This window comes from Duganella sp. LjRoot269 (assembly GCF_964254095.1).
In the GTDB taxonomy this organism is placed as follows: domain Bacteria; phylum Pseudomonadota; class Gammaproteobacteria; order Burkholderiales; family Burkholderiaceae_D; genus Rugamonas; species Rugamonas hordei.
This window is the reverse complement of record NZ_CAXUSL020000001.1, coordinates 1,160,601-1,176,287: the sequence shown is the minus strand read 5'-3', so window position 1 is coordinate 1,176,287 and position 15,687 is coordinate 1,160,601. Positions and strand designations below refer to the sequence as shown.

At 66.7% G+C, this 15,687-nt stretch carries 11 protein-coding genes; 7 read left to right on the top strand and 4 right to left on the bottom strand.

What is annotated here, in order from left to right; translation table 11 throughout:
• Nucleotides 1-2 precede the first annotated feature (2 nt).
• Nucleotides 3-485: a PAS domain-containing protein gene (locus ACSQ3S_RS05065; protein WP_436141747.1), complete on the top strand. Its 483-nt coding sequence runs from the start codon at nt 3-5 to the stop codon at nt 483-485.
• Between the two features lie 32 nt (nt 486-517).
• Here ACSQ3S_RS05065 and ACSQ3S_RS05060 read toward each other — a convergent pair whose 3' ends face one another.
• Both ACSQ3S_RS05060 and ACSQ3S_RS05055 read right to left on the bottom strand, forming a co-directional pair.
• A complete protein-coding gene (locus tag ACSQ3S_RS05060; protein ID WP_436141746.1) occupies nt 518-3,262 on the bottom strand; it encodes a M16 family metallopeptidase in 2,745 nt (914 codons plus the stop codon).
• Nucleotides 3,263-3,362: 100 nt separating this feature from the next.
• On the bottom strand, nt 3,363-5,012 hold the full coding sequence (locus ACSQ3S_RS05055) for a M28 family metallopeptidase (protein WP_176655524.1): 1,650 nt from the start codon (nt 5,010-5,012) through the stop codon (nt 3,363-3,365).
• Nucleotides 5,013-5,193: 181 nt separating this feature from the next.
• Between ACSQ3S_RS05055 and ACSQ3S_RS05050 the strand changes: the two genes are divergently transcribed.
• Nucleotides 5,194-5,994, top strand: a complete 801-nt coding sequence (locus ACSQ3S_RS05050; protein WP_436141745.1) for a DNA-formamidopyrimidine glycosylase family protein — start codon at nt 5,194-5,196, stop codon at nt 5,992-5,994.
• Here ACSQ3S_RS05050 and ACSQ3S_RS05045 read toward each other — a convergent pair.
• The gene (locus tag ACSQ3S_RS05045) at nt 5,936-7,336 is read right to left on the bottom strand and encodes a GntP family permease (protein ID WP_353404174.1); all 1,401 of its coding nucleotides are present in this window, start codon (nt 7,334-7,336) and stop codon (nt 5,936-5,938) included. The genes ACSQ3S_RS05050 and ACSQ3S_RS05045 overlap by 59 nt on opposite strands.
• A gap of 123 nt (nt 7,337-7,459) precedes the next feature.
• Between ACSQ3S_RS05045 and ACSQ3S_RS05040 the strand changes: the two genes are divergently transcribed.
• The 5 genes from ACSQ3S_RS05040 to ACSQ3S_RS05020 all read left to right on the top strand — a co-directional run bounded on the left by ACSQ3S_RS05040 (nt 7,460) and on the right by ACSQ3S_RS05020 (nt 12,475).
• Nucleotides 7,460-8,599, top strand: a complete 1,140-nt coding sequence (locus ACSQ3S_RS05040; protein ID WP_436141744.1) for a branched-chain amino acid ABC transporter substrate-binding protein — start codon at nt 7,460-7,462, stop codon at nt 8,597-8,599.
• Between the two features lie 93 nt (nt 8,600-8,692).
• Nucleotides 8,693-9,844 carry a TIGR04552 family protein gene (locus ACSQ3S_RS05035; RefSeq protein ID WP_176655460.1) on the top strand — a complete coding sequence of 384 codons (1,152 nt, stop codon included), beginning with the start codon at nt 8,693-8,695 and terminating at the stop codon, nt 9,842-9,844.
• A 50-nt stretch (nt 9,845-9,894) separates the two neighbouring features.
• Nucleotides 9,895-10,944, top strand: coding sequence for a hypothetical protein (locus tag ACSQ3S_RS05030; protein ID WP_436141743.1), 1,050 nt, complete (start codon nt 9,895-9,897; stop codon nt 10,942-10,944).
• 62 nt (nt 10,945-11,006) lie between these two features.
• Nucleotides 11,007-12,014 carry a hypothetical protein gene (locus tag ACSQ3S_RS05025; RefSeq protein ID WP_436141742.1) on the top strand — a complete coding sequence of 336 codons (1,008 nt, stop codon included), beginning with the start codon at nt 11,007-11,009 and terminating at the stop codon, nt 12,012-12,014.
• Between the two features lie 29 nt (nt 12,015-12,043).
• Complete coding sequence (locus tag ACSQ3S_RS05020; protein WP_436141741.1) at nt 12,044-12,475, top strand: hypothetical protein; 432 nt, start codon at nt 12,044-12,046, stop codon at nt 12,473-12,475.
• 53 nt (nt 12,476-12,528) lie between these two features.
• Here ACSQ3S_RS05020 and ACSQ3S_RS05015 read toward each other — a convergent pair whose 3' ends face one another.
• Nucleotides 12,529-15,684 carry a S8 family serine peptidase gene (locus ACSQ3S_RS05015; RefSeq protein ID WP_436141740.1) on the bottom strand — a complete coding sequence of 1,052 codons (3,156 nt, stop codon included), beginning with the start codon at nt 15,682-15,684 and terminating at the stop codon, nt 12,529-12,531.
• Nucleotides 15,685-15,687 lie beyond the last annotated feature (3 nt).

The window sequence follows — 15,687 nt, the reverse complement described above, 5'->3', positions numbered from 1 at the left end:
TCATGCGTAGCAACCTGCCCGTCACCGGCGCCCAATACCTGCTGCGGGAGACGGAAAACCTGGGGTCGAGAACCGACCTGCGGGGATATATCACCTTTGTCAACAGCGACTTCGTCCGCGTCAGCGGTTTTTCCGAGGAAGAACTGCTGGGCGCGCCGCACAACATCGTGCGCCATCCGGACATGCCGGCCGTCGCGTTTGCGGATCTGTGGCGCGCCATCAGGCACGACCGCACCTGGACCGGCATGCTCAAGAACCGCCGCAAGAACGGTGACTACTACTGGGTCGAAGCGAGCGCCGCGCCGTTGTTAAAGGACGGCAAAGTCGTCGGTTACACCGCGATGCTGGCCATGCCCGCGCCGGAACGGGTGGCCCGGGCCGAACAAGCCTACCGTGCCATCCTGGACGGCAATTCCCGGCTCAGCATCCGCGACGGCGTGGTGGTCAAACAAGGCGTCTTCAGCCGTTTCATCACCGCCCTGTAGGCCAGGGCGGTGACAGGCGCTGCGATCCGCGCTTACGGCACCGGATTGCCGTCGGCGTCGATCTTGCGCACTTCGCCGAGGTTGAGTTCGCGCACGCCGGCTTCCACCTTGCTCAGGTCGCCCACCACCATCCAGGTCAGCTTGCCCGGCACGATGGTGCGCGCGGCCAGCGCGTTGGCCTGCTCTGGCGTCATCGACAACACCGTCTGGGTGAAGGTGTTGTAGTAGTTTTCCGGCAGCTTGTACTGCACGATCGCGCTGTAGGCGCCGGCCAGCTGGCCCGCGGTTTCAAACGAACCCGGCAGGTTCAGCGTTTCGTTGGTCTGCGCGTTGACCACCTCGTCGGCCGTGATCGGCCGGGCGCCGGCGATGCCGCCATATTCCTTCACCAGCTCCTGCAGCGCTTCGCGCGTCTTGTCGGTCTGCACCGGCGAGCTGCTGAGGTACAGGCGCTGGCCCACCGCCGCCGGCAGGCTGCTGCGCACGCCGTACGACCAGTGCTTGTCTTCGCGCAGGTTCATATTGATGCGCGAGCTGAACACGCCGCCGAAGATGTTGTTGACCACCTGCAGCTGCACCGCGTCCGGCGCGTTGCGCGGCGGCGCCAGCTGGACGCCGTAGATCACGCTTTGCAGCGCGCCCGGCTTGTCCATCAGGTAGACCACCGGCTTGTCCGGCGGCGCCACCTGCGCCACGTTTTTCTTCGGCACGTCGCCGGCCTTCCAGCCGCCGAAAGCCTTCTCCAGCAAAGGTGTGATCTCCGCCAGCGTGGTGTCGCCCACCACCAGCAGCGTGGCGTTGTTCGGCTTGAACCAGGTCTGGTGATACTTGACCAGGTCGCCGCGGCCGATGCGGGCCACGGCCGCCTCGGTGCCGGAGCCGGTCAGCGGCAGCGCGTAGGCGTGGCCCTTGCCGTAGATCAGCGCCGGCATCACGCGCAGCGCCATCGATTGCGGGTTGGATTTCTCGCGCTGGATCGCCGCCAGCTGGTCCTTCTTCAGACGGTCCAGCTCGTTCTGCGCGTAAGCCGGATGCAGCAGCACGTCGGCATACACGTCCAGCGCCTTCGGCAGCGTGGCCTTCAGCGCGTTGAGCTGGACAAAGGCGCCGTCCAGGTTGCTGTAGCTGCTGAAGTTGGCGCCCAGCGATTCGAACTCCTCGCTAATCTTCAGCGCGCCGCGGGTCGGCGTGCCCTCCTCCAGCATGCGCAGCGATAGGCCGGCCAGACCGGGCAGGTCCTGCGAATCGGAGGCATAGCCGGCATCGACCATCATCGACAGGTTGACGATGGGCGCGGCATGGCGCTCGGCCAGCACCACTTTCAGGCCGTTCGACAGCGTGGCCTTTTGCATCGGCGGCAGGTTCAGCGATTCCGGCTTGCCCAGCGCCGGTTCCTTGCTGCGGTCCAGCTTGCCGTTGGCGGCCAGGTTGGCCGGGAACGGCTGCACTTCCAGCACATAGTCGCCGTCGGCCAGCCACTCGTTCATGGCCTGCTTGATCTGCGCCGGCGTGGCCGCCTTGATCGCCTTCAGGTAATCCTTGTAGCAATCGGGATTGCCGGTGTAGGTGGTGCAGGACGCCAGCAGGTCGCTCTTGCCGCCGAAGCCGCCCACGCGCTCGACGATGCGGGTGAAGCGCGCCAGGATCGCGGTCTTGGCGATTTCCAGCTCGGCCGCGCTGGGGCCGGACTTCATCAGCGCGCGCAATTCCTCGTCGGCGCCGCGTTCCATCTTCGCCACGTCGGCGCCTGGGCGCGCGGTCAAGGTCAGGTCGAACTGGCCGGCGATCTCCGATGAATCGTTGCTGGCGGTCGCGGTGGTGGCCAGCTGGTCCTTGTAGACCAGGCGCTTGTACAGGCGCGAAGTCTTGCCGCCGCCCAGCACGTAGGCGCCCAGGTCCAGCAGCGGTTCGGTGGCGGTGCTCGAACCGGGCACGTTCCACACGCGGTAGATGCGCGCCTGCGGTACGCGGTCCTGCACGGTGCCGCGATGGGTGCCGGTGCGCTTGGCGATCCACGCCTCATGCTTCGCCAGCGGCGGGCCGGGCGGAATCTCGCCGTAGTATTTCTCGACCTTCTCGCGTGCCTGCTCGGGCGTGATGTCGCCGGCGATCACCAGCGTCGTGTTGTTCGGGCCGTAGTTGGTCTTGAACCATTCCTGCACGTCGCTCATCGAGGCCGCGTCCAGGTCCTTCATCGAACCGATCACCGTCCACGAATATGGGTGGCCGGCCGGCCAGGTGTTTTCCGTCAGCAGCTGATACGCCACGCCGTACGGCTGGTTCTCGCCCTGGCGTTTTTCGTTCTGCACCACGCCGCGCTGCAGGTCCAGCTTCTTCTGGTCCAGCACGCCGAGCAGGTGGCCCATGCGGTCGCTCTCGGCGAACAGCGCATAGTCCAGCATCGAGGTCGGCACGTTCTCGAAATAGTTGGTGCGGTCCTGGTTGGTGGTGCCGTTCAGGTTGTTGGCGCCGATGCGCTCCATCGCCGGCAGGTAGACCTTGTCGAAGTTTTCGCTGCCGCTGAACATCAGGTGTTCGAACAGGTGGGCGAAGCCGGTCTTGCCGGCCTTCTCGTTCTTGGAACCGACGTGGTACCAGGTGTTGATCGCGACCACCGGCGTCTTGTGGTCCTCGTGCACCAGCACCGTCAGGCCGTTCTTCAGCACGAACTTGGTGTACGGGATGTCGGGGATGGCGATGTCGGCGGCATGCGGGGCGCCGGCTGATAACAGTGCAATGGATGCCGCCAGGATGGTGCGGCGAAGAGACATAGTCATGCGCGTAGCTCCTTGATAGTGAACCTGCAAAAAAAAGACGCGCCGGCTTTACAGCGGGCGCGTCTCATTCTATTGCTTTTTAAGCAAATAGCAAAAGCTTTTACCTGGTGCGGCGCGACGAGCTTGCGTCACGCACGGCGCGGAACTCGGCGTCCGCCGCCCAGTTCGGCCAGTCCTTCGATTCAGCCAGGTCGCGGCCCAGCGAGTACAGCATGCCGAGGTCGTGCGCCATGCCGGTGAACGGCCATTGCGCGCTCCACTCGTCGGACGGCTGGTGGTAGTTGTTGCTGTTGTAGTCCTCTTCCGCCTTGCGGCCGGCCGCCAGGCCGCCGTCGACCCAGTCGTCGCCGGAGCCGAAGGAGATCGCCGGCACGCCGCGCTTGGCCAGCGGGAAGTGGTCGGAACGGAAGAAGTGGCCCGCTTCCGGTTTCGGATCGGGCGCGTAGGCCAGGTCGAACTGCTTGGCCTTGGCCACCAGCTGGTCCAGCAGATCGAGCTTGGCGCTGCCGGAGATGGTGAAGTTGCGCGCCGGGCCGTACGGGCTCAGCGCATCCATATTGATCATGCCGGCCGTTTCGGCCAGCGGATACAGTGGATTGGCGGCGTAGTACTCGGAGCCGAGCAAGCCCTTCTCTTCTGCGGTGACCGCCAGGAACAGCACGCTGCGTGCCGGTGCCGGCGCCTTGCCGTAGGCGCGCGCCAGTTCCAGCAGCGCGGCGATGCCGGTGGCGTTGTCGACCGCGCCGTTGTAGATCTTGTCGCCCTTGGCGTCCGGCTGGCCGATGCCCAGGTGGTCCCAGTGCGCGCTGTACATCACGGTCTGGCCGGGCTGGCTGGCGCCGACGATGCGGCCGGCGACGTTCTTCGACACGATGGTCTGCGCGTCGACCGCATAGCTGGCCGACAGGGTCACGGCCTTCAGCTGCACCGGCTTGAAGTTGCGGGTTTGCGCCAGCTTCTTCAGCGCCTCGAAATCCTGGCCGCCGCGCTTGAACAGGTCGACCGCGAGGTCGCGCTGTATCCACGCCTCCATCGGCGCGTGCGCCATGCCCGGCTGCTTGCGGACGATGTCGTACATGACGTTGGTGTTGGAGTTCTTGACCGTCGGCCAGCCGTAGGAAGCCGGCGCGGTTTCGTGGACGATGATGGTGCCCAGCGCGCCGCGGCGCGCCATCTCCTCGTACTTGTAGGTCCAGCGGCCGTAGTAGGTCATGGCCTTGCCGCCGAAGTCGCCGACGCCGGTCTCGAAGTCGGGATCGTTGATCAGCACCACCGCCAGCTTGCCCTTCAGGTCGAAGCCCTTGAAGTCGTCCCACTTGCGCTCGGGCGCGTTGACGCCGTAGCCGACGAACACCAGCGGCGCGTTGCGGAAGTCGACGTGCCTGCTGCCGTTCATCGCGGCGCGCACGGCCATGTCATCGCCCTGCTTCAGTTCCTGGCTGGTGTTGCCGTCGCTGACGGTCAGCTTGACCGGGCCCTTGATCTCGAAGCGGCCCAGCGGTACGTCCTGGGTCCAGCTGCGCTGGGTCTTCTGGCCTTTGAGCAAATCGCCGCCCGGTTGCAGGCCGGCGGCCTTGAACTGCTCGATGAGGTAGTTGACGGTTTTGGTTTCGCCGGCCGTATTCGGGCCGCGGCCCTCGTATTCATCCGACGACAGCACTTTGACATCTTGCGACAAACGCTTGGCATCGAACTCCGGCCCGCTGGCTGCCTGCGCGGTGGCGGCTGCTATCAGCGAACAAATGAGCATGGTGTTTTTCAAATCAAGTCTCCATAATTATTTTTAAACTGCCCGGCAATACTGACATGAAATCAACTAACCGGCAATCAACATAAAGCGACAACCGTACTCGCCCCATGGTGGTGCAGCGCACGGTAGACACCGCTGCCGCAGCGCACAATGAAATCCACACAATACGCCGGAGGCCGTCATGCCAGAAGGTCCATCGATAGTGATACTGCGCGAACAGGCCGCCGGCTTCGAAGGCCGCACCATCGTGCGCGCCAGCGGCAACAGCAAGGCGGTCGACTACGCCGCGCTGGAAGGCCAGCCGATCGTGGCGCTGCGTACCTGGGGCAAGCATTTCCTGATCCAGTTGCCTGATCTGGCGCTGCGCATCCATCTGATGATGTTCGGCAGCTACCGCATCAACGAGCGCAAGGAGACGGCGCCGCGCCTGAGCCTGGGCTTCGACGACGGCGAGGAGTTGAATTTCTACGCCTGCTCGGTCAAGCCGGTGGCGCAGGACCTGGACAGCGAGTACGACTGGCGCGGCGACGTGATGAACGATGCCTGGGATCCGAAGCTGGCGCTGGCCAAGCTGCGCGCGGCGCCGGACACGCTGGTGTGCGATGCGCTGCTGGACCAGGCCATCTTCGCCGGCGTCGGCAACATCATCAAGAACGAGGTGCTGTTCCGCATCCGCGTGCATCCGCTGTCGACGGTGGGCGCGCTGCCCGCCGCCAAGCTGCGCGAACTGGTGGCGCAGGCGCGCGTATACAGTTTCGATTTCCTCGCATGGAAGAAAGCCTATGTGCTGAAGCAGCACTGGCTGGCGCACACGAAAAAAATCTGTCCGCGCTGCGACCTCCCCTTTCACAAGGGACACCTGGGCAAGACCCACCGCCGCAGCTTTTTCTGCGCCAGCTGCCAGCGGCAATATCCGCAGCCGCTTACACCAGCCCGGTCAGATAGTAGACCGCGATCACAAAGAACACCGCCGTTGTTTTGATCAGCGTGATGGCGAAAATCTCCTTGTAGGATTCGCGGTGCGTCAGGCCGGTGACGGCCAGCAGCGTGATCACGGCGCCGTTGTGCGGCAAGGTGTCCATGCCGCCGCTGGCCATCGCCACCACCCGGTGCAGCACGTCCAGCGGGATGTTGGCCGCCTGCGCCCCCTTGATGAAGGCGTCCGACATCGCCGCCAGCGCGATGCTCATGCCGCCCGAGGCCGAGCCGGTGATGCCGGCCAGCGAGCTGACCGACACCGCCGCGTTGACCAGCGGATTGGGCACGCTGCGCAGCGCGTCGCTGACCATCAGGAAGCCCGGCAGCGAAGCGATGACGCCGCCGAAGCCGTATTCCGAAGCGGTGTTCATCGCCGCCAGCAGGGCGCCGCCGACGGCGGCCTTGGTGCCCTCGGCGAACCTGCTGCGGACGCGGCCAAACGCGGTCGCCACCACCAGCAGGATGCCCAGCAGCAGCGCGCCCTCCACCGCCCAGATGCCGACCACCGCCTTGATCGGCAAGGTGACCGGAGCGTGCAGGCCGGGCAAGGCGTCCGCCGTCAGCGCGTACGATTCGCCGTACCAGCCGGGGATCAGCTTGGTCAGCGTGAAGTTGGCCACGCCGACCAGCACCAGCGGCGCCAGCGACAGCAGCGGATGCGGCAGGCCGGCGGTGTCGGCGCGCGGCTGGTCCTTGTCCACGCTGGCGCCGTAGCCTTCGCCGGTGGCCATCGCCGCACGGCGGCGCCATTCCAGGAACGACAGGCCGACCACGATGATGAACAGCGAGCCGATGGTGCCCAGCCACGGCGCGGCCCAGCCGGTGGTCTTGAAGAAGGTGGTCGGGATGATGTTCTGGATCTGCGGCGTGCCCGGCAGCGAATCCATGGTGAACGAAAACGCCCCCAGCGCGATCGCGCCCGGCATCAGGCGCTTGGGGATATTGCTCTGGCGGTAAAGCTCGGCCGCGAACGGATACACGGCAAACACCACCACGAACAGCGACACGCCGCCGTAGGTCAGCAAGGCGCAGACAGTGACGATCACCGCGTTGGCGCGCGAGCGGCCGATGTACTTGATCGCCGCGACCACGATGGATTCCGAGAAGCCGGACAATTCGATCAGCTTGCCGAACACCGCGCCCAGCAGGAACACCGGGAAATACAGCTTGATGAAGCCGACCATCTTGTCCATGAAGATGCCGCTGAACACCGGCGCCACGGCGCCCGGATCGGTCAGCAGCACGGCGCCCAGCGCGGCCACGGGAGCAAACAGGATCACGCTGTAGCCGCGATACGCGGCCAGCATCAGGAATATCAGTGCGGCAAGCACGATCAGGAAGGACATGCGGACTCCGGGCGGCGTTGTTTTGGTTGGCGCATATTGTAGAGTCAAACGCCGGCGCTCGCTGCACGGCTGCGATATGCCATTAGAATGGTTGCAACCTATCACTTTTGAGAAGGACCACGCATGCGCCTGACCACTCCGCTGTTGATCCTGCTGCCCGTCAGTCTGGCCTGCCTCGGCGCGCAAGCGCAGGAGGTCGTCCGCATCGGCAGCGCCTCGCCGGTCTCCGGTCCCAGCGCTCACCTCGGCAAGGATACCGAGAACGGCGCCCGCATGGCGGTGGAAGACCTGAACGCCGCCGGCTTCACCATCGCCGGCAAGAAGGTGCAGCTGGTGCTGGTGGCGGAGGACGACGGCGGCGATCCCAAGCAGGGCACGGCGGTGGCGCAACAGCTGGTCGACGCCGGCGTGGCCGGCGTGGTCGGCCACCTCAATTCCGGCACCACCGTGCCCGCCTCGCGCATCTACAACGCCGCCGGCATTCCACAGATTACGCCATCGGCCACCACGCCGCAGTACACGCACCAGGGTTTCAAGGGCGCGTTCCGGCTGGTGGCCAGCGACAGCAAGGTCGGCGCCGCGCTGGGCCGCTACGCGGTCACCACGCTCAAGGCCCAGCGCATCGCCGTCATCGACGACCGCACCGCCTTCGGCCAAGGCCTGGCGGACGAGTTCATCCGCGGCGTCAAGGCGGCGGGCGGCGCCGACGTGGTCAGCCGCCAGTACACCAACGACCGCGCCACCGACTTCAACGCCATCCTCACCCAGATCAAGGGCCGCCAGCCGGACGTGGTGTTCTACGGCGGCATGGACGCGGTGGCCGGGCCGCTGCTCAAGCAGATGAAGTCGCTCGGCATCAACGCCCGCTTCATGGGCGGCGACGGCATTTGCTCCGAGCGGCTGGGCGAGCTGTCGGCCGGCGCCTCGGGCGACAACCTCGTCACCTGCGCCGTGGCCGGCGGCGTCACGGGGGCGCAGGAAAAAGGCTATGCCGACTTCGTCGCCCGCTATCAGCAGCGCTACAAGCTGACCTTGCAAACCTACGCGCCCTACGCCTACGACGCCGTGATGGTGCTGGCCACGGCGATGCGCAACGCCGGTTCGGCCGACCCGCGGCGCTACCTGCCGGAACTGGCCAAGGTACGCTACCGGGGCGTGACCGGCGACATCGCCTTCGACGCCAACGGCGACCTGGCCGACGCGGCCATGACCATCTACACCTATCGCGGCGGCCGCAAGACCAAGCTCGACGTGGTGCGCTGACGCCGCCGGCCGGTGTTGCGCCTGCGGCGGTGCAGCATTGACCTGGCCTGACGAGGCTGCGATACTGAATTATCGCAGCCTCCGCCTGATGCCATGTCCGAACTCAAAGCCTCGCTCAAATGCGGCGGCAAGTTCTCGCTGAACTGGAACTATCTCAACGCAATCGCCAACGGCGTGTCGGCGATCGACCTGGGGGCGCTGGCCTTGCGCAATCTGCACGACGCCCGCCAGTTCGTGCGCGAATACGGCTTCGACCTCGACCAGCCGGCCGCGCCGGTGCTGATACGACGCGCCCATCGCGAGGCGGTCGATTTCATCTTGTGCACCTTCCTCACGCCCGAGCAGGCGGAGCTGATCCCGGCCGAGGTCAGCCATCCGGACGACCCGCTGCACTTGCTGGTGTACGCCTCGCTGCGCGTGCAGCACGTCGACGCGCGGCGCATGTGGTCGTGCGCGGTGCTGAAGGTCATGCACGGCATCTTCTACATCGACAACAACCTCAAGCTGCGCCACTTCCACGCCATCCGCGCCCAGGTGTTCGGCACGCTCGACGAAGTGATAAGGCACGACGGCGAGCGCCACTACCTGACCGACGGCGAAATGTGCCTGCCGATGCTGCACTACGACCGCAAGGACAACAAGGGCCGCAACAGCATCCTGCTCAAGCTGCTGCAAAAAGCCGCCTACCTGGCCGCCGACATCTTCGACCATCTCGGCGTGCGGCTGGTGTTCGCCACCCGCTTCGAATGCCTGCTGGCCTTGCGCACGCTGCAGCGCGCCCACCTGCTGTCGGTCACCAACGTCGATGCCGAGCGCACCCGCAACACGCTGCTGGACCTGGAGGCGGCCAAGCAGGTGTTCAACAAATACCGCGCCCAGCTCGAGCACAGCGGCGAAGACTATCCGGTGGAGCTGCTGCGCACCATGGACGCCGAACTGGCCGAGCTGGCGCAGCCGCAGACCCGGTGCGACAACCCGCACAGCGGCAGCGGCTTCAACAGCATTCAGGTCACGGTGCGCAAGATGATCCACGTGCAGCAGCTCGATGCCGGCCCGGAGCAGGACTACGACGTCGGCTTCTTCTTCGAGTATGAGATCCAACTGATGGACGAGGCCAGCTACCAGCGCAGCCTGACCGGCCCGGCCAGCCACGACGCCTACAAGAAACGCCAGGTCGACACCGCGCGCACCCGCGTGCTCGGCCGCGACCTGATACGCTGGATCGACGGCCAGGTTGCAAACTAGACAACTTGCCGCAATCCCTATACTATGGCGCCCTCTTGAAAAAGGACGCCATGCTACTCATCCGCACTCCCCTACTGATCGCCGGCATTGCCGGCTTGCTTTCCGCTTGCGGCGGCGGCTCCGCCGGAACCGCCGGTCCGTCCATGCCAGCGCCGGACGCCACGCCCAAGGTCGATCTTCAGCCCGCCATGGGCGACTTCTATTCCTACAAGGAAGTCTATGTGAACACTTCGCCGGGCAACACCGCGCCGCCGGCGCCGCTGCTGTGGTATGTCGACATCCCGACGTCCGTCAACGGCGACGGCACATGGTCGGAGACCAGCACCAACGACGATGCCTATATACGGCGCGCCACGAGCATACTCAGGGCCGACGGCAGCACAAGCAGCCTCATCAACGGCGCCTGCACCACGACGTACGCATCCCCCACCGCCACCAGCCTGAAAGACCTCGCCGTCGGCGTCAGCTGGACCACGGCGCTGGCGCCCGCTCCGACCTACTCGGCGGGATGCACGCCCAGCACCTATCCCACCGCAGGCACGCGACACGGCGAAGTCGTCGCCGAGGAAACGCTGACGGTTGCCGCAGGCACCTTCAAGACGCTCAAGGTTGTCTCCAGCGCGAGCACCAGCTATGCGAGCGGAAACAAGACGGCGACTGAGTCCACCATTTGGCGGGACAGCGTCACACGCCGCGTCGTCAAGGAAAATTACAGCAGCACGTCGACGACGGCGCAGGGCAAAGTCAGCTCCTACACCGCCGCGATAGAACTGCAAGGCTATGCGGACGCCAAGCGCGGACGCCAGAGCCTGAATGTCGAGCGCTTCGCCGGTCCGTGGTCCGGTTCGTACTCCGGCTCGTACAGCGGCAGCTGCTCCGGGCAGATCTCCACTGCCGGCGTGCTGGATGCGGCCTGCGGCGGCGGCCAGTTCAGCATCCACGGCAGCGTCGACGCGCGCGGCCAGGTAACATTCTCGCTGAGCTCTGGCGGCGTGTCCGGCCCCGTATTCAGCGGCAGTTTCGAATCGCCGCTGACCATCAACGGCACGTGGAGCGCCGGCGCCGGCGTTTCCGGCAACTGGACCTTGAACCACCTGTAAAACAGTGCGCCATTAAAACGGCGCCGGCTCTACCATGTGTTTTTCGGACAGGGAGAGCAACGATGCGCGCGTTGTTGTGCACCGGGCTGCTGGCCGCCGCGCTGTGCGGCGGCGCGGCGTTCGGCCAGGAGCCGCCGCCCCAGCGGGTGACGGTGACGGCCACCCGCGATCCGGTCGACAAGTCCTACCGCAAGATGATCGCCGGCATGGACCGCTACCAGCGCGAGCGCGCGCTGGCGCCGCAGTCCACGCTGCGCTTCGAGCTGCTGCCGCGCCTGCCCACCACGCGGCTCGACGGCATCACCCTGCGCGTGGTCGGCGACACGCTGTCGCTGCCGGTGGCGGTGGCGCCCGATCACACCTTCACGCTGGAGCGCAACGCCCAGGCGCTGGAGCAGGACGCCGCACTGGTGGCCAGCAGCAAGACCAGCACGCTGACCTGGCGTGCGCAGGTGCGCAGCCCGAACGTACCGGCCGGCATGCGGCGGCTGGGCGACCTGCGGCTCGAATGCCGCGTCGGCGTCGAAGCCGGCCTGCTGTCGAACAACGCCAAACTGTTTGCCTGGCTGGGCGAACTGTTCACCGACGCCGACCGCGTCTGCAACGCGCCAGACGGCAACTACCTGTTCTTCAGCGAACGGCCGCTGTTCGGCGTCACGCTGCATGACGGCGCGCGCAGCGAGATGCTGCCGTTCGACCGGCTGTATGCGGGCGGCACGCAAACGCCGGACACCCTGCCCTACTGCGACTGCCAGGTACTGCTGGACCGCAGCTACTATGCGCCGGTGTGGGACCGCGGCTGGTCCGACGATACGCTGCTCGAATTCGACTACATGGACGATCCGCCCGGCGCCGCCGACACCGCCGTCGCCCCCGGGCTGCGCGGCATGGAACAGATGCGCGCGGCGCTGGGTCCGGCCACCGTGCAGCGCTTCGACAGCGGCTATCAGGTGTGGCGCTACCGCTACCCGTCGGCCGTCCGGCGCGATCCGCCGGGGTACGCCGACTTCGTCATCCTGTTCGGAGCGGACGGCGTCGCCCGCAAGGCCCGCTTGAGCGAACGCTTGTAAAGCCGGCCGCATAGGATCATCATGGCTTGATGAAAACCTATCCCCACTTTCTCCGTCTGGCGGGCGCCGGCCTGATGCTGCTGGTTGCAGCCGCCTGCAACAGCGCGCCGCCGGCCGTCCAAGGCAGCGAAGGCAGTGCCGCGCTATGGCAGCGCATCCAGTCCGCCAATGCCGTCAACAGCTGCGAGCGCGATAGTCAATGCCACAGCATGGGTGTCGGCGCCAAGGCCTGCGGCGGGCCGGAAAGCTACCTGGCCTGGTCGGACAACAACGCCGACGCCGCCAAGCTGAAACAGCTGATCGAACAGCACGCGGCAGCACGCCGCGACGAAGACGCGCGCGCCGGCCTGATGTCCACCTGCCAAGTGACGCCGGATCCCGGCGCCACCTGCCGCGCCGGCCGCTGTGAACTCAGGACGCCGCAGCCCGTCCAGCCTGGCGGCGGCACCAGCCAGCAATAGAAAAAGCCCCGCAGCAAACAGCCTGCGGGGCCTTCTTCCTACAGCCGGAACAATCAGTCAGCCAGCACTGGCTTGCTGCGTGCGCTCTGGAACAGCGGCAACGGATCGGTGGTGTCGACATCGATCACCGTCGTGCCCTGCTTGACGCCGCCGATCAGGTAGTTCACCACGCCGACGTGACGCTTGCCCACCGGCAGGCCGGACCAGCTCATGCCCACCGAAGCGGTACCGCCGATGGTGGCCGCGCCTGGCATCAGCACCTTGAAGTTGCCGCCGGTCGAAGTAGGCTGCACCACCCAGCTCGACAGTGCATAAGTTGCCTGGCCGCCCACCGGCGCATAACCGATCACGCACACCTTGTAGTCGCCCGCCGCCGGCGCCAGCAGCTGCACCGCCTCGTTGGCGGTCGATCCGCCGCTGCTGCCGACCGCGGTCGTACCCTTGACCACGACCAGGTCGAGGTCGGAGTGGCCGTTGCCGGTCGTGTCGGCGTCGAACAGCGCGAAGCGCGCCATCAGCGTGCCGGCCGGGATGGTCACCGTATGCACGTTGACGCCGGTTGCGCCGCCCGCCGCGCACTGGCTGGTGGTGTTGGCCGCCGTGTTGGCCTGGCCGACGACACGCGATTCCTGGACCGCTGGAATCAGGCCGCCCTTGACGCTGCTCATGCTGCCGGCGAAACCGGTGCCCACGGTCAGGATCTTGCTGCCGGTGGTCGCTTCGCTATACACCGACGCTGCCGCCGCCAGCGCGCTGCCGCGCACGGTCAGCGGGCTGCGCACCGTGTGCACGCCGTCGGTCCATACCAGCTTGCCGTAGACCCAGGTGTCGATCGGCGCGTTGGTGCGCGTGATCTTGACCGTGAAGGTGCCCTTGGCGCCCGCGCCCAGCACCAGCGTTGCCGGCTGCACGTCGACCGTGTAGCCCGGCACCGAAGCGGCGGCGTTGTAGGTCGCGCTGGTGGCGCCGACGTTGGTGACGGTGCGGGTCAGCGTCATCGAGCCGAGGACGTTGCCGGCCGTCAGCGAAGCCAGGTTCAGGTTCTGCGCGGTGATCGGTCCGCCGGCCGCCGAGCATTGCGCCGCCGTGTAGACCAGGTTCTGGCCGCACAGGAAGCGCACGTAGTCGACCGGCGCGATGTCGTACACCAGGCCGGGATCGGCCGCCGAGGTCGGCGCGATATGGCCGGCGCCCTGGCCCCATGGCAGGGTGCCGGTGGTCCTGGCGGTGGCGTCCCAGGCCATGGCGCCGTTCTGGCCATCGGCGAAGGTGTCGGTCGCGGTGGTCATCAGCGCCGACTTGATGGCGGCCGGGGTCCAGTCCGGATGACGCTGCTTCAGCAACGCGGCGATGCCCGCCACGTGGGGCGACGCCATCGAGGTGCCGGTGTAGAACGCCCAGTTGACCGATGGCGCCACGCCGCCGGCGGCTACGGCATTGCGCTGGTCGCGGGTCAGGTCGGCGGACACGGCGGCCAGGATGTCGGTGCCGGGCGCGGTCAGGTCGGGCTTGAGGATGTTGGCGTTGGCCACGTTCGGGCCGCGCGACGACGAGCCGTTCATGATCGGCGCCTTGACGGTGGCGTCCAGCGCGGCGTGCAGGTTGCCCAGCGAGCCGGTGGCGCCGGCCGGATTGGCGGCGATGTAGTTCTTGACCACCGCGCCGTCTTCCTTGGTGATGTGGATCGTCGAGATCGAGTGCGCCTGGTTCAGGATGGTGGTGGCGCCGCCCTCCACGTTGGCGATGATCACGCCGACCGCGCCGGCGGTCTTGCCGTTCGCGCTCTTGTTGACCAGCACGTTGTTGCCGCGGTCGCAGACCAGGATCTTGCCCGACACCTTGGCCGGATCGAGCAGGGCGGGCTGGCCGTCGGCCGCGCCGAAGCAGCGGCTCAGATTGATGTCGGCCGGATCGACGCCGGCCAGGCCGGCGTCCTTGGCCAGGATCAGCGGCGCCGACGGCGTGTTGGCGTTGCCCGAAGCGCCGCTGACGGTGGCGCCGCTGCCCAGCACGGCGTCGGCCAGGTAGATGCGGTTATGGGTCGAGTTGCCGACCGTGGTCAGCCACGGGCTGATGTGGGAGGCCGGCGCCGGCGCGGTCGAGGTCGGGCCGGAGTTGCCGGCCGAAGCGGCGACGAACACGCCGGCCGCCGCCGCGCCCAGGAAGGCTTGCTCGGTCGCTTCGTTGAAGGTGCCGCCGCCGGAGCTCGGGCCGATCGAGAAGTTGATGACGTTGACGCCGTCCTTGACCGCCTGGTTGATCGCCGAGACGCTGTTGGACGTGGCGCAGCCGTTCTTGGCGGTGGCGCCGTCGGTCCAGCACACCTTGTAGGCGGCGATGCGCGCGCGCGGCGCCATGCCGGTGATCTTGCCCAGGTTGACGCCGCCGGTGGTCACCGTCACGCCGTTGTTGCCGCCGGCGGTGCTGGCGGTATGGTCGCCGTGGCCGCCCGACCCTTCGGTGCCGGCCACCGAGTCGCGCGCCGACAGGAACTCGGTCCAGTGCAGCGTCTGCGACGGCGCCTTGTAGTAGCGCGCGCCGATCAGCTTGTTGTTGCAGTTGTTGGCGCCGAAGCCTTCGCCGATGTCGCAGCTGCCCTTCCAGCTGGCCGGCGGCGCATCGTAGACGCGGGTCGCGCCGCTGTGGCTGGGGTTGCCGTTGTCGTCGACGCGGTCGGCAAAGCTCGGCTGCTCAGGCCAGATGCCGCCGTCGACGATGCCGATGATCATGTTCTCGCCGGACGCGCCCTTGCCGCCCAGCTGTTCCCACAGGCCGCCGGCCTTGTCGAGGCCGAGGAAGCTCGGGGTGTAGCTGGTGTCGAGCTCCATCATCGAGTCGGCGGTGATGGCGGCCACGCCGCTGTTCTTTTTCAGCGCGCGCACTTCATCGTCGGTCAGCATCGCGGCAAAGCCGTTGAACACCACGTCGTACTTGTGGGTGATCTCGGCGGCGCTGATGGTGTTGATGACGTCGTTCTGCTTGGCATCCAGGTAGGTGAGGTAGGCCTGCACGTCGGCGGCGTCGACATCGAGGCGCTGGCCTTGCGGCGGCATGGTGGCGGCCAGGCCGGCCACCTGGCCGGTGTAGGTGGCGACCGGCTTGTCGGTCAGCTGCACGATGTACGAATGGCGCTCGGCGTCGGCGAAGGCCGAACTGGCAACCGTCGCCAGCAGCATCAGGACTGCGGAGGAAATAGGACGAAGTTTCATGTA

Coding starts and splice junctions, on each gene's coding strand:
- ACSQ3S_RS05065 (WP_436141747.1), top strand. CDS start 3: ATGCGTAGCAACCTGCCCGTCACCGGCGCCCAATACCTGCTGCGGGAG.
- ACSQ3S_RS05060 (WP_436141746.1), bottom strand. CDS start 3,262: ATGACTATGTCTCTTCGCCGCACCATCCTGGCGGCATCCATTGCACTG.
- ACSQ3S_RS05055 (WP_176655524.1), bottom strand. CDS start 5,012: ATGCTCATTTGTTCGCTGATAGCAGCCGCCACCGCGCAGGCAGCCAGC.
- ACSQ3S_RS05050 (WP_436141745.1), top strand. CDS start 5,194: ATGCCAGAAGGTCCATCGATAGTGATACTGCGCGAACAGGCCGCCGGC.
- ACSQ3S_RS05045 (WP_353404174.1), bottom strand. CDS start 7,336: ATGTCCTTCCTGATCGTGCTTGCCGCACTGATATTCCTGATGCTGGCC.
- ACSQ3S_RS05040 (WP_436141744.1), top strand. CDS start 7,460: ATGCGCCTGACCACTCCGCTGTTGATCCTGCTGCCCGTCAGTCTGGCC.
- ACSQ3S_RS05035 (WP_176655460.1), top strand. CDS start 8,693: ATGTCCGAACTCAAAGCCTCGCTCAAATGCGGCGGCAAGTTCTCGCTG.
- ACSQ3S_RS05030 (WP_436141743.1), top strand. CDS start 9,895: ATGCTACTCATCCGCACTCCCCTACTGATCGCCGGCATTGCCGGCTTG.
- ACSQ3S_RS05025 (WP_436141742.1), top strand. CDS start 11,007: ATGCGCGCGTTGTTGTGCACCGGGCTGCTGGCCGCCGCGCTGTGCGGC.
- ACSQ3S_RS05020 (WP_436141741.1), top strand. CDS start 12,044: ATGAAAACCTATCCCCACTTTCTCCGTCTGGCGGGCGCCGGCCTGATG.
- ACSQ3S_RS05015 (WP_436141740.1), bottom strand. CDS start 15,684: ATGAAACTTCGTCCTATTTCCTCCGCAGTCCTGATGCTGCTGGCGACG.